The organism is Mycobacteriales bacterium, from assembly GCA_035533475.1.
Classification (GTDB): domain Bacteria; phylum Actinomycetota; class Actinomycetes; order DATLTS01; family DATLTS01; genus DATLTS01.
Genome location: DATLTS010000018.1, coordinates 20,077 through 40,520, shown reverse-complemented (window position 1 = coordinate 40,520; position 20,444 = coordinate 20,077). Strand labels below are relative to the sequence as shown.

Annotated in this window: 20 protein-coding genes; 12 read left to right on the top strand and 8 right to left on the bottom strand. The window is 71.0% G+C overall.

Annotated elements, in window-relative coordinates:
* The first annotated feature begins 155 nt into the window (after positions 1 to 155).
* Both VNG13_03050 and VNG13_03045 read left to right on the top strand, forming a co-directional pair.
* Positions 156 to 4,013, top strand: coding sequence for a choice-of-anchor Q domain-containing protein (locus VNG13_03050; GenBank protein HVA59499.1), 3,858 nt, complete (start codon positions 156 to 158; stop codon positions 4,011 to 4,013).
* A gap of 83 nt (positions 4,014 to 4,096) precedes the next feature.
* Entirely contained in the window at positions 4,097 to 5,128 is a 1,032-nt protein-coding gene (locus tag VNG13_03045; GenBank protein ID HVA59498.1) for a DNA topoisomerase IB, read from the top strand.
* A 51-nt stretch (positions 5,129 to 5,179) separates the two neighbouring features.
* On the opposite strand, the gene VNG13_03040 is transcribed toward VNG13_03045, so the two are convergent.
* Both VNG13_03040 and VNG13_03035 read right to left on the bottom strand, forming a co-directional pair.
* Complete coding sequence (locus tag VNG13_03040; GenBank protein HVA59497.1) at positions 5,180 to 5,383, bottom strand: CsbD family protein; 204 nt, start codon at positions 5,381 to 5,383, stop codon at positions 5,180 to 5,182.
* A gap of 34 nt (positions 5,384 to 5,417) precedes the next feature.
* On the bottom strand, positions 5,418 to 5,666 hold the full coding sequence (locus VNG13_03035) for a CsbD family protein (GenBank protein HVA59496.1): 249 nt from the start codon (positions 5,664 to 5,666) through the stop codon (positions 5,418 to 5,420).
* A gap of 167 nt (positions 5,667 to 5,833) precedes the next feature.
* Here VNG13_03035 and VNG13_03030 point away from each other — a divergent pair, with 167 nt between their 5' ends.
* Positions 5,834 to 6,655, top strand: a complete 822-nt coding sequence (locus VNG13_03030; protein ID HVA59495.1) for a formate/nitrite transporter family protein — start codon at positions 5,834 to 5,836, stop codon at positions 6,653 to 6,655.
* A 3-nt stretch (positions 6,656 to 6,658) separates the two neighbouring features.
* Here the strand turns inward: VNG13_03030 and VNG13_03025 are convergent, their stop codons facing one another.
* Positions 6,659 to 7,165 carry a DUF1360 domain-containing protein gene (locus tag VNG13_03025; GenBank protein HVA59494.1) on the bottom strand — a complete coding sequence of 169 codons (507 nt, stop codon included), beginning with the start codon at positions 7,163 to 7,165 and terminating at the stop codon, positions 6,659 to 6,661.
* Positions 7,166 to 7,174: 9 nt separating this feature from the next.
* A complete protein-coding gene (locus VNG13_03020) occupies positions 7,175 to 8,041 on the bottom strand; it encodes a Rieske (2Fe-2S) protein (protein ID HVA59493.1) in 867 nt (288 codons plus the stop codon).
* A gap of 128 nt (positions 8,042 to 8,169) precedes the next feature.
* Between VNG13_03020 and VNG13_03015 the strand changes: the two genes are divergently transcribed.
* Complete coding sequence (locus tag VNG13_03015; protein ID HVA59492.1) at positions 8,170 to 8,931, top strand: PP2C family protein-serine/threonine phosphatase; 762 nt, start codon at positions 8,170 to 8,172, stop codon at positions 8,929 to 8,931.
* A 97-nt stretch (positions 8,932 to 9,028) separates the two neighbouring features.
* Positions 9,029 to 10,456 carry an aminopeptidase P family protein gene (locus tag VNG13_03010; protein ID HVA59491.1) on the top strand — a complete coding sequence of 476 codons (1,428 nt, stop codon included), beginning with the start codon at positions 9,029 to 9,031 and terminating at the stop codon, positions 10,454 to 10,456.
* On the opposite strand, the gene VNG13_03005 is transcribed toward VNG13_03010, so the two are convergent.
* The gene (locus VNG13_03005) at positions 10,337 to 11,638 is read right to left on the bottom strand and encodes a glycosyltransferase family 87 protein (GenBank protein ID HVA59490.1); all 1,302 of its coding nucleotides are present in this window, start codon (positions 11,636 to 11,638) and stop codon (positions 10,337 to 10,339) included. The two genes, VNG13_03010 and VNG13_03005, sit on opposite strands and share 120 nt — an antisense overlap.
* 86 nt (positions 11,639 to 11,724) lie before the next feature.
* On the opposite strand from VNG13_03005, the gene VNG13_03000 reads away from it, so the two are divergent.
* From VNG13_03000 to VNG13_02990, 3 genes are read left to right on the top strand one after another with little or no spacing between them, the layout of a single operon-like run.
* The gene (locus VNG13_03000) at positions 11,725 to 12,375 is read left to right on the top strand and encodes a PadR family transcriptional regulator (protein ID HVA59489.1); all 651 of its coding nucleotides are present in this window, start codon (positions 11,725 to 11,727) and stop codon (positions 12,373 to 12,375) included.
* Entirely contained in the window at positions 12,372 to 12,773 is a 402-nt protein-coding gene (locus VNG13_02995) for a DUF1707 domain-containing protein (protein ID HVA59488.1), read from the top strand. Before VNG13_03000 ends, VNG13_02995 begins: the two co-directional genes overlap by 4 nt.
* Before the next feature lie 28 nt (positions 12,774 to 12,801).
* Entirely contained in the window at positions 12,802 to 13,608 is an 807-nt protein-coding gene (locus tag VNG13_02990) for an SDR family oxidoreductase (protein ID HVA59487.1), read from the top strand.
* Between the two features lie 4 nt (positions 13,609 to 13,612).
* Here the strand turns inward: VNG13_02990 and VNG13_02985 are convergent, their stop codons facing one another.
* From VNG13_02985 to VNG13_02975, 3 genes are read right to left on the bottom strand one after another with little or no spacing between them, the layout of a single operon-like run.
* On the bottom strand, positions 13,613 to 14,416 hold the full coding sequence (locus VNG13_02985) for a DUF2127 domain-containing protein (protein ID HVA59486.1): 804 nt from the start codon (positions 14,414 to 14,416) through the stop codon (positions 13,613 to 13,615).
* A 14-nt stretch (positions 14,417 to 14,430) separates the two neighbouring features.
* Complete coding sequence (locus tag VNG13_02980) at positions 14,431 to 15,114, bottom strand: response regulator transcription factor (protein ID HVA59485.1); 684 nt, start codon at positions 15,112 to 15,114, stop codon at positions 14,431 to 14,433.
* On the bottom strand, positions 15,111 to 16,286 hold the full coding sequence (locus tag VNG13_02975) for an ATP-binding protein (protein HVA59484.1): 1,176 nt from the start codon (positions 16,284 to 16,286) through the stop codon (positions 15,111 to 15,113). The genes VNG13_02980 and VNG13_02975 overlap by 4 nt, the downstream gene beginning before the upstream one ends.
* 140 nt (positions 16,287 to 16,426) lie before the next feature.
* On the opposite strand from VNG13_02975, the gene phoU reads away from it, so the two are divergent.
* The 4 genes from phoU (at position 16,427) to pstA (ending at position 20,432) form a co-directional block, all read left to right on the top strand.
* Positions 16,427 to 17,092, top strand: coding sequence for a phosphate signaling complex protein PhoU (gene phoU, locus VNG13_02970; GenBank protein HVA59483.1), 666 nt, complete (start codon positions 16,427 to 16,429; stop codon positions 17,090 to 17,092).
* Positions 17,093 to 17,219: 127 nt separating this feature from the next.
* Positions 17,220 to 18,329 carry a phosphate ABC transporter substrate-binding protein PstS gene (pstS, locus tag VNG13_02965; GenBank protein ID HVA59482.1) on the top strand — a complete coding sequence of 370 codons (1,110 nt, stop codon included), beginning with the start codon at positions 17,220 to 17,222 and terminating at the stop codon, positions 18,327 to 18,329.
* A 76-nt stretch (positions 18,330 to 18,405) separates the two neighbouring features.
* Positions 18,406 to 19,377 (top strand): phosphate ABC transporter permease subunit PstC, encoded by a 972-nt coding sequence (pstC, locus tag VNG13_02960; GenBank protein ID HVA59481.1) that lies wholly within the window; start codon positions 18,406 to 18,408, stop codon positions 19,375 to 19,377.
* Positions 19,374 to 20,432, top strand: a complete 1,059-nt coding sequence (gene pstA / locus VNG13_02955) for a phosphate ABC transporter permease PstA (protein HVA59480.1) — start codon at positions 19,374 to 19,376, stop codon at positions 20,430 to 20,432. The genes pstC and pstA overlap by 4 nt, the downstream gene beginning before the upstream one ends.
* The last annotated feature ends 12 nt before the right edge of the window (positions 20,433 to 20,444 follow it).

Here is a 20,444-nt window from a genome sequence, read left to right as displayed (position 1 = left end):
CCGCGGTTCAGCCAAAACGGCTGCGAACCGCACTTCGCGTGCGGCAGGATTCTGACGTCGGTCGGCCGGCCGAGCAGCTTTCGTCGATCCGAGGGAACCACATGTTGCGATGGCGGCACGTTCATCGGCCGAGCACAATCCGATCGGCGGTGGCAATGATCGCCGCGGCGTCGACGGTAGTCGGCATCACCGGCATCCTGCCGGCGGCGGCCATCATGGTCGTTACCGTGACCACGTACACGGTCACCACCACCGCCGACCCCACGCCGGTTGCGAATGCGTGTGTGAGCGTCCAACCCTGCTCCTTGCGCGAGGCAGTCATCGCGGCGAACGCGAACAGTCCGGCAAAGGTCGTCGTCCCGGCCGGGAGCTATACCCTGGCGATCGCGCCTACTGGGTCGGATGACGCTACTACCGGCGACCTGAACATCACCGGGGGCAGCGTCACGATTTCCGGAGTGGGTGCGACAAGCAGCGGGACGGTGATCGACGGCGGCGGGTTGGACCGAGTGCTGACCGTGGCGGCGACGGCCAACGCTGTCGTGAGCGGAGTGGTGATCCGGCACGGCTCGGTGAGCCCGACGTCCAAAGGCGGCGGCGTCGCCAACTACGGCTCGCTCGCGCTTACATCCGACGTAATCACCGCCAACGGCGCCGGTAGCGGCGGCGGGATCTACAACGACAGCGCGCTGACGGTCATGTCCTCTACTGTGTCCGGCAATACGGCTTCAGGTGATGGCGGCGGCCTCGACAATGCCGGCGCCTCGGGTTCGGCCACTATTACCGACTCGACGATCACGTTGAACACCGCCGCCATTGACGGCGGCGGCATCGCAAACGAAAACCAGACCACCGTCATGGTAAGCGAGATCTCTGGTAACAGTGCAGCCTACGGCGGGGGCCTGAGCGAGGGCTACACCGGCGAGACCGGCACAAGCATCAGCCTGGACCTCGAGGAGAGCACGATCTCCGGCAATTCCGCCGGCACGGCCGGGGGCGGCCTCGACTTCATGTACCAGGGTGGCACTCTGAAGCATGTGACCATCGCGACCAACCTTGCCCCCAGCGGGGCCGGCGGCGGCATCGGTGGGGCCTCTGCGCCCGGGCTGGCCGACACGATCGTCGCGGACAACCTCGGTGGCAACTGCCATGCCGCGGCTTCCGATTCGGGCTACAACCTCGACTACAATCCGAGCGGCAGCAACACCTGCTCTTTCAGCACCACCCTGCACAGCATCGTCGAGTCGAATCCGTTCCCGGGCGGGGCGCACGGCGGCCTGGCCGACAACGGCGGCCCGACGGCGACGATCGACCTGACCGCCGCGAGCCCGGCCCATGACGTGGTGCCCAGCTGTTCGGGTAGCGACCAGCGCGGGGTCGCGTTGCCCGGGTCCTGTGACATGGGTGCCTACCAGTACAACGGACTCAACCTAGCCGCGGCGTCGGTATACGCGCCGGCCGCGGTGGCTTTCAGCGGAGCCGTGGCGACGTTCACTGACTCCGACGGCAACTCCGGTGACACGTACACGGCCTCGATCGCCTGGGGGGACGGATCCAGCTCGGCCGGGACCGTGAGTGGCGGCCGGGTAACCGGCAGCCACAGCTACGCCCAGCCTGGCGGGTACACGGTGACGACCACGATCACCGACAGCGACGGCAGCTCCATCACGGCGGTGAGCCATACCAGTGACTACGCGCCCGTGTACGCCTCGAACTTCAACAGTGGGGTCGACAGTCACTGGACGACTACCCAGCCGGCCACATTCTCGTCGCCGGCGACTGTCGCCCCGGGCAACGGGCAGACGCTGCTGGGCCCGTTCAACGATAACGGTGGTTGCCCCGACGGCACTGCCGAGCCGGTGCTGAAGCTCTCGAACCTGCCCGCGCACACGTCGTTGCGGGTGTCGTTCGCATTCGACCCGCTGGCGACCTGGGACGGCAACAGCAGCGCGTACGGTCCGGATACCTTCAGCGTCATCGACGGCTCGACCACGGTCATGCCGAGCGCCACCTTCGACAACTACGACGCCGCACCGCAAAACTACGGCTTCAACAATGGAACCACGCAGTCGTATCCGCACTCGCACAACGGGTCGAATTTCCAGCCCGGTGCGATGGCCGATGCGTTCGACACGCTTGGCGCGAACGACTCCGCGTACGCGGGGATGGATTCCTCCTACCGGGTCACTGAAACCGTGCCGGACAGCTCCCCAAGCGCGAACCTGACCTTCGCTGATGGTTTGAGCCAGAACTGCTCCGATGAGCGATGGGCAATGGGGGACGTCACGGTTTCGGTGAACGCCCCCGCGACGGTGACCGCGGTGTCCGGTGGCGGGCAGAGCGCGACCGTGGGCGCGAGCTTCGCCAACCCGCTCGTCGCGATCGTTCGCGATGCCGGCCAGAACCCGATCCCCGGGGCGACGGTGAGTCTTGTACCGACCCCAGCCGCCAGCGGCGCGACGGCGACCTTCCCGAGCGGCTCGAGCGCGGCCAGCGGCAGCGATGGCACGGTGTCGGTACCGGTAACGGCTGGGGTGGCGGCCGGTAGTTACACCGTCGCCGCCAGTACTTCCGGCGCGTCGCCGGCCAGTTTCGCCCTGACCAACACGGCCGCAGCGTTCACCGGGCCGACGCCGAGCGTCACCGGGCTAAGCCCAACCAGCGGGCCGACCACAGGTGGTACGCCCGTGAAGATCACCGGGAGCGGGTTCACGGGGGCCACCTCGGTGGTGTTCGCCGATACCCCCGCCAAGTCGTTCGCCGTGGTGTCCGGCAGCGAGATCGATGCGGTGTCCCCAGCCATCGGCGGAGCCGGTCCGGTGTATGTCACCGTGACGACGCCGGGTGGGTCGTCTGCGGCGGTGCCGCAGGCGGAGTTCACCTATCTCGCCGTGGCTGGATGCGCCAACCTCCCTCCAGTTCGCATCTTGGACACGAGGAACGGGACGGGCGGGTTGTCCGCACCGCTCGCCGCTGGTAATAGCTACCCGATCCAGGTTGCCGGGATGGGCGGAGTCCCGTCGTCAGCGACCGCGGTGGAGATGACCGTCACCGCAGTCGGCCCGGCCGGCGCCGGGAACCTGCGGGTCTACCCGGATGGGTCCGCGGCGCCGCTCGCGTCCACGGTCAACTATGTGCCACACCGAACGGTGGCAAACTACGCGATCGTGTCTCTCCCGTCGAACGGGAAGGTCGATCTCTACTCCGACGGGAGCGCGAGCGGCGCCCTGCTGGATGTGGTCGGTTACTGCACGAACGCTGCCGGGTACCAGGGTCAGACGCCAGTGCGGATCATCGACACGCGAGATGGTACCGGTGGCAGTTCCGCGAAGCTGGCGCCGGGAGTCCCTCGCGTAGTGACTGTCGCCGGGGTGGGTGGCGTGCCGGTTGGAGCGACCGCCGTGGCGTTGAACGTGACGGCCGTGGGTCCCGCGGGAGCCGGAAACCTGCGGGTGTATCCGGACGGCTCGCCGACCCCGGACAGTTCGAACATCAACTACATTCCCGGTCAGGACACTGCTGTGTTCGTGCTGTCCCAGCTGCCGTCGAGCGGGAAGATTGATTTCCTCACCTCGGGCAGTGACACGGATCTCGTCGTCGACGTTTCCGGCTACTACTACTCCAGCACGGCCTTGGTCACTCAAAATCCGGTCCGGATTCTTGATACCCGTCCGGCTCCGGATCGGGTCGGCTTGCTCAGCGGCCCGCTGCCTGCCGGCCAGGTGATCGGTTTCCAAGTCTCCGGTGTCGGCGGTGTGCCGGCCGACGCCAGGTCGGTGCTTCTTCAGGTGACAGCGATCGATCCGTCGGCAGGGGGAGGCGACCTGCGGGTCTTCCCGGGCGACGCGACGACCGCGCCGACGGCATCTGCGATCAACTACGACGGCACCAACGACGTGGCTGACTTCGTCAGCGTCCAGTTGGCGTCCAACGGCATGGTCAATCTGTACTCCGACGGTTCGCCGGTTGATGTGGCCGTCGATGTTGTCGGCTGGGTTCCCGCCTCCCCATGACGGGGGGAAGCGGGAACTAGCCCTTCGTTTCCGCCGTCGGCCCACCGGGAAGGTCGTGACTACCGACGGTGGGACGGAGGAGCATGCGGCTGCGGCGGGTTGACTGCGGGACGCCCGGTCTGCGCCGCGTGCGGGCCGGGCGCGGGTTCCGCTACCTCGACCGCACCGGCGCCCCGGTCCGCGACCCCGCGACGCTGGACCGGATCCGCGCGCTGGCCATCCCGCCCGCCTGGCAGGACGTGTGGATCAGCCCGGACCCCCGCGGCCACATCCAGGCGACCGGCACGGACGCGGCCGGACGGCGCCAGTACCGCTACCACGACGCCTGGCGGGCCCGTCGCGACGCCGAGAAGTTCGACCGGATGCTCGAGTTCGCGGCCGTGCTGCCCGGCCTGCGCCGCCAGGTCGCGGTCGGCCTGGCCCGGACGGAGCTCGACCAGGAGCGGATCCTCGCGTGCGCGGTGCGTCTGCTCGACCTCGGCTTCTTCCGGATCGGCAGCGAGGAGTACGCGGAGGCCAACGGGACTTTCGGCCTGGCCACCCTCGAGCAGTCCCACGTGCAGGTCCGCGGGCAGGACCTCGTGTTCGACTATCCGGCGAAGGGTGGTCGACAGCGGGTGCAGGCGCTCGTCGATCCGGTCGTCGCGGAGATCGTCCGGACCCTTCAACGACGCCGCAGCGGCGGACCTGCTCTGCTCGCGTACCGGTCCGGGCGACGATGGGTGAACCTTCGCTCGACGGACATCAACGATTACCTCAAGGCGCATGCGGGGCCCGGGTTCACCGCCAAGGACTTCCGGACCTGGAACGCCACCCTGCTCGCCGCGGCGGCATTCGCTGCGTCGGCCCGCGCGCCGACCTCGCCGAGCGGGCGGCAGCGCGCGGTTGCCCGCGCCTACCGCGAGGTCGCGCATTACCTCGGCAACACCCCGGCGGTCTGTCGGAGCTCCTACGTCGACCCGCGCATCGTCGACTGCTACCTCGCCGGCGAGACCGTGCAGGCGACCCTGGAGCGTTGGCCGGCCGGCCCGGAGACGGTCGACGGCGGTCCGCTGGCGCTTCTCGAAACAGCGGTCGTCCGGCTGCTCCGTCGCGCTCCCGCGATCGCCGCCTGACGCGGCGAAGCCCCGCCCGGAATTCCGGACGGGGCTTCGCATCCAGCTAGCTCAGTCGTTCACTGCCTCGGCCTGACGATCGAGCGCCTCGGCCTTCTTCTCGTGCACCTGCGCTGCGGCCCGGTGCTTCGTCTCCTGGGTCTCCGCGGCACCCTTCTCGTCCTGGGCTCGGCCTTCGGCCTGCAGCGCGTCGTTGTCCGTGACGTCGCCTACGGTCTCCTTGACCTTGCCCTTGGCCTGCTCGAATACGCCCATCGGGGCGACTCCTTTCGGTTGTGGTCGGACGGACTCAGGCGTTCGCCTTCTCCCGCTGCGCGGCGCGCTCCCGCGTCTCCGCGGTCTTGGCCTGGCCACCGCGCGCCTCGGCCTTGGTCTGCTCCTCCAGCGCCTTGAGTCGCTCGGTCCCGGCGTCCTGCTGCAGCTGACCGCTCCGCTTGAGCCGGTCGTTCCCGAGCGCGCTGCCGAAGATCTCCTTGCCGAGCCCGACGACCTTGTCGCTGATGCCGCGGATGTTGCTCGGACTGATACGGGGAATCATGCGGTCCACCTCGCGAATAGGGATCACGGTCACTCAAAGCCTTCCCGCCGAGCGTCTGCGTACACCCGCAAGCAGGCGTGACCGACATCACGTTTGCCCGTTTCGGGGACTCGCCCGCTCGGGCGGCACGAGGTTTCCCTGGCCGCTCCTGGCGGAACCGTCACGGGATGGTCGACACCGAAACGGAGCAGCCGGCACCCGCGGACCAGACCCCCGAGGCTGGGTTCGACCGGACGCTGGAGGAGGGGAAGCGCCGGCTCGGTCGCGGCGTGTCCGCACTGTTCGCGACCGGGTTCGTCGGCGGTGTGGACGTGGCAACGGGTGTTCTCGCCTTTCTCATCGTGCTCGCGGCCACCCGGAGCGACGTGCTGGCCGGGTTGGCGTTCCCGATCGGGTTCATCGCGCTCACTCTCGCTGGTAGCGAACTGTTCACCGAGAACTTCCTCGTGCCGGTGATCGCAGTGGTCGCGCGGCAGGCCCCTTGGTGGCGGCTGTTCTGGTTGTGGGCCGGGACGCTCGTCTTCAACCTGATCGGTGGCTGGATCGTGACCGGCCTGATCATCGCCGGCTTCCCGAACCTGGCGGCGACCGCCGTGCACTCCGGGGCTGCTTACGTGGGCTTTGGCCTGGGCTGGCGCGCCTTCTCCCTGGCCCTGCTCGGAGGCCTGGTCATCACGTTGATGACCTGGATGCAGCACACCAGCGAGGCGATGACCGCCAAAATCGTGGCGGCGTTCGCGGCGGCCTTCCTGCTCGGTGCCGGCAAGCTCAACCATGCGATCGTCGCGTCGTTGATGATGTTCGCGGCACTGCATACCGGGCACGCGCCGTTCGGCTACCTGAGTTGGCTGGAAGCAGCCGGTTGGGCTGCCCTCGGCAATCTGGTGGGCGGCGTCGGCCTGGTGACACTCCTGCGACTTCTTCAGGGCCCGCACCAGGTACTCAGCCAGCGGGCGAGCCCCGGCGAGCACGTCACCGACCCCGGGTAGCGGCTACTCGGCGCGGTGTTCGAGCCAGGCATAGCCGAGTTGCCCGGCGTCGGCGAGGCCGCGGACGGCGAACACCGCCGCGAGCACCCGCGTGACCCGCGGGGCCAGTACGAGGCCACCGACGAAGCCGGTCGACACCCACTGGTCGAGGCAGAACGGGCAGGTGATCAGCTCGCCGATGGTGTGTCGCCAACCGTGGCCGCGGGGAGACTCCTTGAGCTCCGCGGGTCCGCTGACCCCCTCGAAGCGGGTGAACGGAGCGCGCACCGGACTCGCCACACTGTCCTTGGCGATCGTCCGCGACAGGCGGAAGGAGGCCAGTGCCACCAGCCCCAGATCCCGCCAGTCGATCTGCTCGGCGATCTCGGCCCGGCGGCCGCGTACGGCAGCCGCGAGACCGGCGAGGGTGGCGGCGTAGACGCCGATCGTGACGGCGCGCGAGCCGAGCTGTCGCTCCGCCCCATCCGAGTACTCGGCGCCTTCGGCCTGGATTCGCTGCATCACCCGCATGACCGACCCCTATCCCCGGATCTCGAGCCGGACCTCGACCTCGCCGCCCTGGACCCGCGTCTCCAGGACCGGCTGCGGAGCTGTGGCCGGACCGCGGAGGACCGCGCCGTCGCGCAGCCGGAACGTGCTCCCGTGCCAGGGGCAGCTGACGCAGGGTTCTGGATCGTCGGAGAGCTCGCCCTCGTGCAACGGGCCCGCGAGGTGGCTGCAGGTGTTGGCGAGGGCATGCACCGAGCCGTGCCGGCGCAGCAGCATGATCGGCACCGGCCCGACCATCCGCTCGACGGGCTTGCCGTCCGCCAGCTCGTCGAGTCGTGCCACCCGGGTCCAGCCGGTCGGCATCAGGCGAGCGACGTATTCGGCGTGGTTCGCTCCGGCGGCCTGCCGGAACGCGAGATGTCCGCCGAGCACGCCGCCGCCCAGTGCGGTTCCCAGGCCGGCGAGGGCGAGCAGCTTCCCGCGCCCGCGCCGCCCGGAGAGACGGGCCGCCAAGGACCCGGCATACAGGCCGACGGCGAGACCGTTCGTCCCGGCGTGCACCAGCCCCACCCGGGCCGGCCGATCGGGAAGGTCGGCCCAGTCGGCCCAGCCGGCCCACGCCGCCGGCGCGGCACCCGCCAGACCCACCCCGACTAGGGTCGCTGACGCCGGGCCGGAACCGGGCACGGCGACGTCGAGAACCGAGGCGGCGAGCCACGCCCCGATGGGCACCTGAACGAGCGCCGGGTGCAGCGGGTGTCCGAGCCAGGTGCCGTGCAACAGGTCGGCGACCCGCTGGTTCTTCAGCGCCCGATGCACGACCGACCGGACCGAGCGCACCACCGGGTCGATGGCACGAAGATCTTCCAAGCGGCTGACCGAGTCGAACGGCTGCATGGCAAGGCCCCTACCCGGTTGGTGCCCTCCCCGCACTTCGAGTCGGATCGGGCAGGTCAGGTTTTCCTGACCCGGACGATATGTCCGGTCGATGCCCCGCCGCCCACGGCCGGGGTAGCCTCCTGCCCGTGACCCTGGGACCGCGGCGACCGGGCCGTTCGCGCCGCGGCGACCCGGACCGGCTGGTCATCGACCTCCGCGAGCAGCTGGCCGCGCTGTCCAACCCGCCATCTCTTCCACCCGGCTGGGCGTTGGAACTTGCGCACCTGACGGCGGACGGCGCGGCGTTCGGCGGGGATTTCTGCGTCTCCGCACTCACCCGGCAGGGCAAGCTGCTGGAACTGGTGCTGGTCGACGTCTCGGGCAAGGGGATCGAGGCCGGCACTCGTGCGCTGATGCTGGCCGGCGCCGTGAGCGGCATCCTGGGCGCGGTGCCGCCGACCGAGGTGCTCCCCGCGCTGAACGCGCACCTGCTCCGGCAGGGGTGGGACGACGGTTTCGGGACCGCGGTGCATGTCGCCGTCACCCTGGCCAGCGGCGACTACGCGCTCAGCGTCGCCGGGCACCCGCCGCCGGCGGAGTTCCACGCCGGAGCGGGGGACTGGCGGGTCCTCGAGAGCAGCGGCGTTCTGCTCGGGGTCACCGACACCGCGTTCTGGCCCGTCCAGCATGGACGGCTGGATGCCGGCGACGCCCTGCTGCTCTACACCGACGGCTGCGTGGAGCGCTCCCACGAGGACATCGACACCGGGATCGATCGGCTGCTCGGCAACGCCTATCGCCAGGTTCTCCAGGGTTTCGCCGGCGGCGCGGCCCGGCTCCTCGAGGCCGGTGGCGATGCCCACGACGACCGGGAAATCGTCTGGCTGTGGCGGGAGCCGACCAGCTGAGACCGGCTGAGACAGGCTGAGACAGGCTGAGACCGGCGCAGCCGGGCAGTCCGGCGGGCGCCGGACCCGGAGGTACCGTGGGGCCGGGAGGCGACCCATGGCGGATCCGGATCGGCGATCGCGCACGAGCTACGACCTGGGCTTCTCGTCGGCCCTCGACGCGTTCATGCTCACCGGGTGGGCGGAACGGAACCGCCTCGACGAGACGGTCGAGTGTGCCCCCTACACGGCGAAGCGGCGGTCCGCGCTGTCTGCTGCCTTCCCCGGTGAGCTGCTGGTCCTACCGACCGGCCGGCTCAAGATCCGCTCGAACGACACCCCGTACGACTTCCGGCCCGGGAGCGACTTCTTCTACTTCACCGGTGACCCGGACCCGGGCGCCGTGCTCGTCCTCGTGCCCTCCGGGGGCGGCCACGACTCGGTACTGTTCCGCACGCCGGTGCATTCCCGCGCCGAAGACCCCGGCTTCTACAAGCACCGGCAGGGCGAGTTCTGGGAGGGCCGCCGGCGCAGCCTGGCCGAGGCGGCGGTGGCCTTCGGCCTGGAGTGCCGCCCGCTCGACGAGCTGGACGCGGTCCTGGGGGCTGCTGCCGGGCATCCGGTCCGCCTGCTGCCCGGCCTCGACGCGTCGGTCGACGCCGCGGTCCCGGCCGGTGCGGACGCTCGCGATGACGGGAACGACGAGTTCGCCGCGGTCTGCTCAGAGCTCCGTCTGATCAAGGACGACTTCGAGCTCGCCCAGCTGACCGACGCGGTCGCGGCCACCGTCCGCGGCTTCCAGGACATCGTTCGGTCGCTTCCGGATGCGGTCGGGACCAGCGAGCGGATGGTCGAGGGGGTCTTCGCCACCCGCGCCCGGCTCGAAGGTAATGGTGTCGGCTACGGGACCATCGCCGCGGCCGGTGCGCACGCGACCACCCTGCACTGGGGCCGCAACGACGGTCCGGTCCGGCCCGGGGAACTGCTGCTCGTCGACGCGGGAGTGGAGAACCGCTGGCTGTACACCGCGGACGTGACCCGCACGATCCCGGTGTCGGGCCGGTTCAGCCCCGAACAGCGTCGGGTGTACGAGCTGGTGCTTGCGGCGCAGGAGGCCGGCCTGGCTGCGGTCCGGCCCGGCGCGCGGTTCCGGGACTACCACTTCGCCGCGATGGAGGTCATGGCCCACGGCCTGGAGGCCTTCGGCGTTCTGCCGAAGCCGGCGGCCGACGACCTCGGTGAGGACTCCCGGCTGTACCGGCGGTGGACGATCCACGGCTCCGGGCACATGCTCGGGCTGGACGTCCACGACTGCGCGCGGGCCCGGGGCGACCGTTACCCCGAGGGCCGGCTCGAAGCCGGCATGGTGCTGACCGTCGAGCCCGGCCTGTACTTCCAACCGGACGATCTCACCGTGCCGCCCGAGCTACGCGGGATCGGCGTCCGGATCGAGGACGACGTGCTGGTCACCCCCGCCGGGATGCAGAACCTCTCCGCGGCGCTGCCCAGAGAACCGGACGCGGTCGAGGCCTGGGTTCGCGCGTAACACGGCGAGCGAGATCACCACCGCGAGCGCGGTACTGGCCGGGTGCCACGAGACCGGGCCGGTCAGCACGGTCAGGCCGACCGCGATCCCGGCGATGGCCAACCCGGCGGCGAGCACCGCCCCCCGCCAGAACCGGGCCACCTGCTCCCGGGCGGCGTAACCGGCGATCGGCAGCAGCAGGACGAGGCCCAGCACGTCGGTCATCGCGTTGCTCCCGTGCGGGACCGTCACCGCCCAACTGGACACCGCGAAACCGGCGAACCAGAGCGGGCCGGCCTCGGCGACGAGCAGCGGGGCCGCGAGCAGAACGAGGTAATGGCTCCAGAGCACCGGGGTGAGCAACAGGGCGGCGACGACCGCTGCGCTGTAGAGCCACCGCTCGTCGCCGGTGCGGCGCATCCGCAGGGTGGCCCACCACACGACGGCGCCGGCGAGGGCGACCGCGAGCAGTTCCGACGCCGTGGGGGAGACGCCGAGCCCACGGAGCAGGCTGATGAAACCGAGTCCGGAGGCGGCCTCGTGTCGCGCCAGCGCCCCGAGCAGCCGAGCGTATGCGACCGGCCCGAGCGGACCGGTGAGGAAGCCCAAGCCGAGCACGCCGATCAGTCCGGCGACGGTGCCCCCGAGCGCCCGCCAGCGCCCGGTGAGGAGTAACCAGAGGAGAAGCGGCGCAAGGAAAAGTTTGGACGCCACGAGCGGAGTGGCCACCAGGGCGAACCACAGCGGCCGGTCGCGCAACCGCCATGCCGCCACCAGCCCGAAGAGCAGCAGCACGCTCATGCTGCCGAGCTGGAGCCCGACCAGCGTGAAGGAGCTCAGCAGGAGCAGGACCGGAGGCAATCGGCCGCCCGGCCCGGCGAGCGTGCAGGCCCCGAGGACCGCGGCGAACCCCACGGCCGTGCAGATCCCGACCGCGACCGGATCGGGCAGCCACGCCAGCGCAGCGAACGGCCACGCCATCACGAACGGGTAGACGAAGGAGAAGCCGGAGTAGACCGACCTGCTGCCCGGCGCCGGATAGACGTCCCCGCCGCCGGCCAACCGGTGGCCCGCCCGGAGGAAGACCTGTAGGTCGTAGGGGGCGCTGCGCGGCAGGAAGGCGACGGCGACGACCAGCACGACGGCGAGGACCGGAGCGGCCCGGACCGCCCTCCGGCCGAGCCCGCGCGCTCCGGCTGTCACCCGCCAATCATGCCGGGAGGCCGAGGCCTTGACACGGTCCGTACGCGATATATCGTGAGTGGCCTCCGGCAGGAAAGGTGGCTCGCGTGGACGCGACGACGGCGGCACCCGGTTTCCGGCTCGATCCGCAGCAGCTCAAATCCTGGCTCTCCCTGCTCTGGGCGAGCGGCGCGCCCCCCGGCGAGCCCCGCCACCATCCCCGGCCGCACGGCCCCTGGGGGTTCGCCGGCCCGTGGGCCTGGACGGGCGGCCCGCGGGGGCGTCGGCCGCGGCCTCGGCGCGGCGACGTGCGCCTGGCCGTGCTCACCCTGCTCGCCGAGTCGCCGATGCACGGCTACCAGATCATCACCGAGCTGACCACCCGCAGCGGTGGCGTGTGGCGGCCGAGCCCCGGCTCGGTCTACCCGACCCTCCAGCAGCTCGAGGACGAGGGCCTGGTGTCGGTCTCCGAACGCGACGGCCGGCGGACCTTCGAACTCACCGATGCCGGCCGCGCGGAGGTGCAGACCGCGTCCCAGGGGCGGCGGGCTCCGTGGGAGGAGATGGCCGACGAGGCGGACGACGGCGCCGGCGACCTCCGCGAGTACGCCGGCCAGTTGATGGCCGCCGTACTCCAGGTCGCTGCCGCGGGCACCCCCGGCCAGGTGGCCCGCGCGGAGACGATGGTCAACGAGACGAGGCGCGCGCTGTACCGGCTGCTCGCCGAGGACGACGGCCCCGCCGGCGGCGCCCCGTGAGGGCGGCGGCCTCATCCCTGCGGGTCGGTGACGCGGAGCGGGAGGCCGTGGTCACCGCGCTCAGCCGGCACTACGCCGAGGGCCGGCTGACCCGCCTCGAGCACGAGGAGCGCACCGGGCTTGCCCTCGAAGCCCGCATCGGCGCCGACCTCGACGCGCTCTGCGCCGACCTGCCGCCACACGACGGCGGCTCGCGCCGGGCCGAACCGACCCACCGGAGGCGGTTGCGCGCGGTCGCCTGGCGACTCGCGCTCGTGGCGCTGGCGATCTCCGTGGTCGTGCACCTGCTCCCGCTTCTGGCCTTCGTCGGGCTGGCGTTCCTCGCCAGCCGGGTGCTCCTCCGGCGCCGGTTCCACCGGTCGCGGTCCGCGTGGAACTGCTGCCCGCGCTGGTGGTAATGCACGCCCGCGGCTTAGGGTCGCCGGCATGACGCTCCCGACCCCGGCCCCCGACCGCACCTGCCTGGTCACCGGGGCCTCCTCCGGCATCGGCGCCGACATCGCCCGCGAACTGGCCGCCCGCGGGCACGGTCTCGTCCTCGTCGCCCGCGGCGCCGAGCGGCTGCGGGGCCTCACCGATGAGCTGAACGGCGCGGGGGTGCGGGTCGAGGCGATCGCCGCGGATCTGGCGAGCGCCGCCGACCGGGCGAGGCTCCTCGCCCAGCTCGAAGCCGGGGACCGGACCGTGGACGTGCTGGTGAACAACGCCGGCGTCGGTACCTCCGGGGCGGCACATCGGGGCGACCCGGACCGGGAGCTGGCGCTCGTTCGGCTCAACATCGAAGCCGTGGTCGACCTTTGCAGCCGGTTGCTGCCCGGCATGGTCGGTCGCGGTCGGGGAGCCATCCTGAACGTCGCATCGACGGCGGCCTTCCAGCCGTTGCCGGGCCAGGCCAGCTACGCCGCGAGCAAGGCGTTCGTCCTGTCCTACACCGAGGCCCTTCGCGCCGAGCTGCGCGCGACCGGCGTGACGGTCACCGCGCTGTGCCCGGGTCCGGTCGAGACCGGTTTCGGGGAGGCGGCCGGCATCTCCGACGAGGAGGCGCACGTGCTGCCCTCCTTCATGTGGGTGAGCTCGGCGCAGGTCGCGAAGGCCGGGGTCACCGGCCTGGATCGCGACCGCGCGGTCGTCATCCCCGGCGCCTTCAACCGGGCCGGTGCGCTCTCCGCCCGGTACACGCCGCACCCACTGCTCATGCCGGTGCTCGGCCGGCACCCCTCGCTGCGCCGCTGAGTGGTCAGGACGTCGGCCCGGGAGCCGTCGGCGTCGCCCGCAGCACCGCCGGCCAGCCGGAGTCCCGCTCCCGCTCCTCCGCCACCGCACGCCCGCCACCGCGCAGGCCGAACAGCCGTTTCGCGAGCAGCAGGTAGACGACGATGGCCAGGTTGATCGCGAATGTCACGGCTTTTAGCACGCTCAACGAGTGACCCAGTTCATACACCTCGAGGGGTAGCAGCACCGAGGTTGCGACGAAGGTGAGATATTCCGCCCAGCGCCGGCCTCGCCACAGGCCGACCATCTCCACCCCCTCGAGCAGCGCGTAGGCGGCGACGAAGCCGCCGGCGTAGTACAGATGGGTGGGGCTCACCCGGAACGCTTTTTGGATCTCGCCGAGCAGGCCGTGCTGGCCATGGGCCGGACCACCGGCACCACCCTGGATGTCGTTGAGGATTCGTATGTAGTCACGCTCGAGGCCGATCTTGTGCCGGGCGAACAGGAAGATCACCACGGCTAACGCGCCGAGCACGACGACGTGGACGAAACGGTCGAAGGCGATCAGGCGCAGGACGTAGCGGTCCCGCAGCGGCTTCCCGCGCAGTGGCACCTCCACCTCATCCGGCCCCGGGGGGAACTCGGTGGTCGGTGCGGCCGGCGGCTCCGTCGGCACCCACGCGTCGCAGCGCAGGCAGCGGTGCCACCGCAGGCCGGCATGCTCGCGGACCAGAACGTGGTCCTCGGGGCGGAGGCTCGCCGCGCCGGTGCCGGCGAGCGCATGACCGTGGAGGGCGCAGCCGAGCAGGTCGTAGCGGAGTCGCGACATCGGGGCGGTTCTCCTCAGGCTTCCATCTTGTAGCCCCACCCGCGGACGGTGAGCAGGTAGCGGGGTTGGGCCGGGTCGGGTTCCAGCTTGGCGCGCAGGCGCTTGACGTGCACGTCGAGGGTCTTGGTGTCACCGACGTAGTCCGAGCCCCAGACCCGGTCGATGAGCTGCTGGCGGGTGAGCACGCGGCCGGAGTTGCGGAGCAGCAGCTCGAGTAGCTCGAACTCTTTGCGCGGCAGCTCCACCGGCTGGCTGCCGACGGTGACCACGTGCCGGTCCACGTCCATCCGGATCGGGCCGACGCCGAGGACGTCGAGCGGGTCCTCCTCCCCGGCGGCGGCCCGCCGGCGCAGCACGGCCCGGATCCGGGCGATCAGCTCTCGGGCGGAGTACGGCTTGGTCACGTAGTCGTCGGCGCCGATCTCCAGGCCCACGACCTTGTCCACCTCGCTGTCCTTCGCGGTCAGCATGATCAGGGGCACGTCGGAGACCGAGCGCAGCCGGCGGCAGACCTCGAGGCCGGCCATGCCGGGCAGCATGAGGTCGAGCACGACGAGGTCGGCGCCGGCGCGATGAAATTCGGCGAGGGCGTCGGGACCGGTGGTCGCGACCCGGACGTCGAATCCTTCCCGCCCGAGCAGGTAGGACAGGGCATCGGCGAAGGACTCCTCGTCCTCGACGATGAGCACCTTGGTCACGGCACCGCCTCCGCCGCCGGCAGTCCGGTGACCGCGCCCCGCGCCTCCGCCAGCGGCAGACGCAGGGTGAAGGTCGACCCGGAGCCCGGGCGGCTCCATACCCGGACCTCCCCGCCATGGTTGCTCACGATGTGCTTGACGATGGCCAGGCCGAGACCCGTGCCGCCGGTCATCCGCGAGCGGGCGGGGTCGACCCGGTAGAAGCGCTCGAAGATCCGGGCGGTCTCCGACGGATCCATGCCCGAGCCCTGGTCGGCGACCGCGAGCTCGGCCCAGCCGCCGGCCGCGCGCCCGGTGACGGCGATCGTCGTCGAGGCCGGGCTGTAGGCAACCGCGTTGTCCAACAGGTTCGTGATGGCGGTGACCAGCTGGGACTCCGAGCCGGCGACGAGGACGTCCTCCACGTCGCTGCGGATCCGAATGGCCTTGGCGGTGGCCGCGGTCTCGGCCCGGTCGATGGCTTCGGACACCACGCGGCGCAGCGGCACCGGATGCGAAGGCGGCAGCGGCTCGCCGCCTTGCAGCCTGGACAGGTCGAGGATCTCCTGGACCAGCCGGCTCAGCCGGGCGCTCTCCACGCGCAGCCGGGCCATGAACCGGTCGACCGCGACCTGGTCGTTCCCGGCGCCGTCGGCGGCTTCGAGGAGCAGCTCGATCGCGCCGACCGGCGTCTTGATCTCGTGGCCGACGTTGGCGACGAAATCCCGGCGGACCGCCTCCACCCGCCGGGTCTCGGTGATGTCGTCGACGAGCAGGGCCACCTGACCGTCGCGCAGCCGGTGCGTGCGGGCTCGCACCCAGGCGGCCGGCCGGCCCGCGCGGTTGGCATCGGGTGGTCGCAGCCCCAGTTCGGTGTCGCGCGCGATCCCGTCCCGGCGGGTTTCCCGGACCTGCGCGCGCAGGTCAGCCGCGAGGCCGCGGGGCGTGGCAAGACCGATCGCCCGGGCGGCGTGGTTGGCGTATCGCGGGTCGTCGGAGGAGTCCACGACGGCGACCGCGGTGGGCAACAGGCCGAGCAGCTCCTCGGCCTCGCTGGTCGCGGGGGTGACAACCGCCGCCACGGGCGAGCGCCGCGCCCGGCCGCGGTGCGCCAGGGCCAGCACGGTCAGGGCCACCAGGGCCACCAGGGCCACGGTCAGGGCAGCCGAAAGAACGCCGACCGCGATCGCCACGATCTCAGGATAGGGAGGCATCGGCGGGGAACCCGGCCGGACATCGGGAATTCACCGACGCGCCCGTCACCGTTCATTCACCCGCCCGGCGGCCGGGCGGTTCCGTGAGAAGCTGGACCGGGCCGGGGGAAGGAGTCGACGTGCGGGATCTTTACCACGACGAGCTGGACGCCATCCTCGCGACGATCGTCTCGATGACCCAGATCGTCGGCAGCGCCATCAACGGCGCCACCCAGGCGTTGCTGGATGCCGACCTGGCCCTCGCGGAGAGCGTCATCTCGGCCGACGAGGGGATCGACGCCGCCTACCAGGACGTGGAATCGCGCGCGTTCGAGCTGCTTGCCCGCCAGCAGCCGGTGGCCAGCGACCTGCGGATCCTGATCACGAGCCTGCGGATGTCCAGTGACCTGGAGCGGATGGGCGACCTCGCGCACCACATCGCCAAGGTGGCCCGCCGTAGGTATCCGGTCCAGGCGATCCCGCAGGAGCTGCGGGCGACGGTCCTCGAGATGGGTCAGGTCGCGCAGCGGATCGTCACCAAGTGCGGGAGCGTGGTCGCCACCCGGGACGTCGACCTTGCGGCGGAGCTGGAGAAGGACGACGACGTGATGGACAACCTGCACCGCAAGCTTTTCCAGATCATTCTCACCCCGGACTGGGAGGGTGGGGTGGAGCGGGCGATCGACGTGACCTTGTGCGGTCGCTACTACGAGCGGTTCTGCGACCACGCGGTCTCGGTCGCGCGCCGGGTCATCTACCTGGTGACCGGGGAGCGCGCCACCCTCGGCGCCCTCGGCGGCCCCTGACCGGACTGTTCGTCCGTCGTTCACCTTCCGTTCATGTCGACGGGGCGATCCCGTCATCCGATCTTCCTAGCGTCGTCGGCGACGTCGGTAGGCACCGGCGCGGGCGACCACGGGAGGACAACCCATCGTGAGGATCGGACGGCGCGGCGGACTGCTGGCGGTAGGCACGGCGGCGATGCTGATCGCGGGTTGCGGGAGCAACAACAACAACGGCGCCCCGGGCGGCACCCCGAGCAGCGGCTCGACCCAGGCTGCCGGCTGCGCCGGCGGAACCCTGAGCGGTGCCGGCTCGACGTTCCAGCAGCCGATGGAGCTCAAGTGGATCGCGCAGTTCACCGCGCAGTGCTCCAACGCCCAGATCGACTACACCGGTGACGGATCGGGTGCCGGGGTTTCCCTGTTCAGTTCCGGGACCCAGACCTTCGCCGGCGACGACGTCATCCTCACCAGCAAGGACCGTCCGGGCGCGGATGGTCGCTGCCACAGCCTGGCGCTGGACATCCCGGTCGCGGCGGGCGGGGTGGCCCTCACCTGGAACCTCCCGACCGTGCATTCGCTCAAGCTCTCACCGGACACGATCGCCGGGATCTTCGACGGTTCGATCACGACCTGGAACGCCTCGGCGCTGACCCAGGACAACCCGGGGGTGGCGCTGCCGAGCACCCACATCTCCGTCTTCTACCGGTCGGACGCGTCGGGCACGACGGCGGTGTTCACCGGTTTCCTCAAGGACGCGGCGACGAACTGGGCCCTGGGGAGCGGGAAGACGGTCAACTTCCCGGTCGGGCAGGGGGCGGCGCAGAGCGCCGGGGTCTCGGCCGGGGTCGCCTCGACGACCGGCGGCATCACCTACGTCGAGCAGAACTACGCGACCGCGCACAACCTGCCGACGGCACAGGTGAAGAACGCCGGCGGCAGCTACGTCGCCTTGAACGCCGCGAACGTGAGTACCGGGCTGGCCAGCCTCACCGTGGCGCCGGCCGGGCCCGACGACCTCAGCGCGAAGCTCAACTTCCGCCCCACCGATCCCAACGCCTACCCGATCTCGACGGTTACCTACGTCATCACGTGCACGACCTATCCGTCTAGCGTCAGCGCGGGCACCGTCGCGCTGCTCAAGGACTACCTCACCTACGCGGTCACCACCGGTCAGCAGTACGCCACCGGCCTGGGCTTCGCCCCGCTGCCCAGCACGCTGGTGACCCGGGACACCGCGACGATCGCCGCGATCTCCTGACCCGCGGCTGCGCTATCGTCCGCGACCAGGGGCGCCCGCCCCTGGTCCTGACCCGCCCGTCGAAAGGTCCGCACCGGTGAGTTCCCTCACCGCCGCCGCCGGGGGGCGGCGCGGCCGGTTGGCTGACCCGATCTTCCGCAGCCTGACCCGGCTGGCCGCGGTGCTCGTGCTGGGGATCCTCGTCGCGATCACCGTGTTCCTCCTGGTCCAGGCGGTGCCGGCGATCCGCTCCGACCACGGAAGCTTCTGGACGACGTTCGGGTGGGACCCGGACACGGCCGGCCTCTTCGGGGTGGCGGCGGTCGCGTTCGGATCGGCGCTGTCGAGCGCGCTGGCCCTGCTCATGGCCTTCCCGATCGCCCTGGGCGTCGCGCTCTACGTGGTGGTCTACGCCCCGCGACGGATCGCCCACCTGCTCGGTTACCTGACCGACATGCTGGCCGCGATCCCCTCCGTCGTCTACGGGCTCTGGGGCCTGTACTTCCTCGTGCCCCACCTGATCGGCTTACAGCACTTCCTGGCCCGCCACCTCGGGTTCATCCCGCTGTTCGCCAACAGCCAGGACGCGACGTCGGTCGCGAGCAAGTCGGTCTTCGCCGCTTCGCTCGTCCTCGCAATCATGATCATCCCGATCATTTCCGCGATCAGCCGTGAGGTGCTGGCGCAGGTCGAACCCGCGCAGCGGGAAGCCGCGCTCGCGCTCGGGGCCACCCGCTGGGAGATGATCCGGACCGCGATGCTGCCGGTGAGCCGTCCCGGCATGGTCGGCGCCGTCATCCTCGGCTTCGGCCGCGCGCTCGGGGAGACCATCGCGGTCGCGCTCGTCCTCGGCACCGGCTACACGATCAACGCCCACATCCTGCTCCCGGGCAAGCTCGAGACGATCGCCGCCCTGATCGCCAACCAGTTCGGCGAAGCCGGCCCGGTCGGTCGCGGTGCGCTGATGGCCGCCGGGCTGGTCCTGTTCGCGATGACGATGGGGGTCGCGGTCGTCGCCCGGGCGATCATCTACCGGGCCGGCGCGGTCGAACGGAGCGCGGCGGTATGAGCGCACTGGTCACGACCCGCCAGTCGGCCGGGCTGGCCTCGGCGGACCGGCGGATCACCCGGCTCGGGAACGGCGCGGTCGTCGCGGGAGCGGTCCTCCTGTCCGTGCTGCTGTTCGCCGTCACCCCGATGCAGGGCGACGCGGACTTCGTCGTGTTCACCGCTTTCCTCGTGACGGCCGGCCTGGTCGCCGGTTCGATGCTCGTAGAGGGCCGCCGACGGGCGGTCGACCGGCTGGCCACCTCGCTCGTCGCCGGCGCCTTCGTGCTCGCCCTCCTGCCCCTGCTGCTGGTGCTGTACTACACCGTCGCCAAGGGGGTCCCCCACCTCAGCGCCACCTTCTTCACCCACTCGCTGGCCGGTGTCTCGCCCGACTCGGCGGGCGGCGGCGTCTACCACGCGATCATCGGAACCGTCGAGCAGGTCGGTCTGGCGACGGCGATCAGCGTGCCGATCGGCGTGCTGGTGGCCATCTATCTCAACGAGTACGGCCGAGGGAGCCTCGCCCGGACGACGCGATTCGTCGTCGACGTCATGACCGGGGTGCCGTCGATCGTCGCCGGTCTGTTCATCTTCGCCTTCATCGTGATCGGGCTGCACGGCGGCTTCTCCGGCGGTGCCGGTGCGTTGTCGCTGGCCGTGCTCATGCTGCCGGTGGTCATCCGCGCCTCGACCGACATGCTGGCTCTGGTCCCCGGCCAGCTGCGCGAGGCCAGCTACGCGCTCGGCATTCCCCGGTGGCGGACGATCGTGTCGGTCGTGCTTCCGACCGCGTCCGCCGGCCTGACGACCGGGGTCATGCTGGCCGTGGCCCGGGTGACCGGCGAGACCGCTCCACTGCTACTCACCGCCTTCGGTTCCAGCTACATCAACGTCGACCCGCTGCACGGCGCGCAGAGCGCACTACCGCTGATCATCTTCGTCGGTGCGCAGCAGGCCTACCCGGCGTCGGTCAACCGGGCCTGGGCGGCCGCCTTCACCCTGATCGCGATCGTCGTGTTGCTCTACGTCACCGCCCGGTTGGTGACCCGGCGAAATAGCCGGGTCGCCCGGTAGCCTGGAAAGCCC

Excerpts from the sequence above, each read along its gene's own strand:
- VNG13_03025 (HVA59494.1), bottom strand. The coding sequence starts at position 7,165 with ATGCGGGTGATGCAGCGAATCCAGGCCGAAGGCGCCGAGTACTCGGAT.
- VNG13_03040 (HVA59497.1), bottom strand. The coding sequence starts at position 5,383 with ATGGGCGTATTCGAGCAGGCCAAGGGCAAGGTCAAGGAGACCGTAGGC.
- VNG13_03020 (HVA59493.1), bottom strand. The coding sequence starts at position 8,041 with ATGCAGCCGTTCGACTCGGTCAGCCGCTTGGAAGATCTTCGTGCCATC.
- pstA (HVA59480.1), top strand. The coding sequence starts at position 19,374 with ATGAGCGCACTGGTCACGACCCGCCAGTCGGCCGGGCTGGCCTCGGCG.
- VNG13_02990 (HVA59487.1), top strand. The coding sequence starts at position 12,802 with ATGACGCTCCCGACCCCGGCCCCCGACCGCACCTGCCTGGTCACCGGG.
- VNG13_03035 (HVA59496.1), bottom strand. The coding sequence starts at position 5,666 with ATGATTCCCCGTATCAGTCCGAGCAACATCCGCGGCATCAGCGACAAG.
- VNG13_03045 (HVA59498.1), top strand. The coding sequence starts at position 4,097 with ATGCGGCTGCGGCGGGTTGACTGCGGGACGCCCGGTCTGCGCCGCGTG.
- VNG13_03030 (HVA59495.1), top strand. The coding sequence starts at position 5,834 with ATGGTCGACACCGAAACGGAGCAGCCGGCACCCGCGGACCAGACCCCC.
- VNG13_03050 (HVA59499.1), top strand. The coding sequence starts at position 156 with ATGATCGCCGCGGCGTCGACGGTAGTCGGCATCACCGGCATCCTGCCG.
- VNG13_02985 (HVA59486.1), bottom strand. The coding sequence starts at position 14,416 with ATGTCGCGACTCCGCTACGACCTGCTCGGCTGCGCCCTCCACGGTCAT.
- VNG13_03010 (HVA59491.1), top strand. The coding sequence starts at position 9,029 with ATGGCGGATCCGGATCGGCGATCGCGCACGAGCTACGACCTGGGCTTC.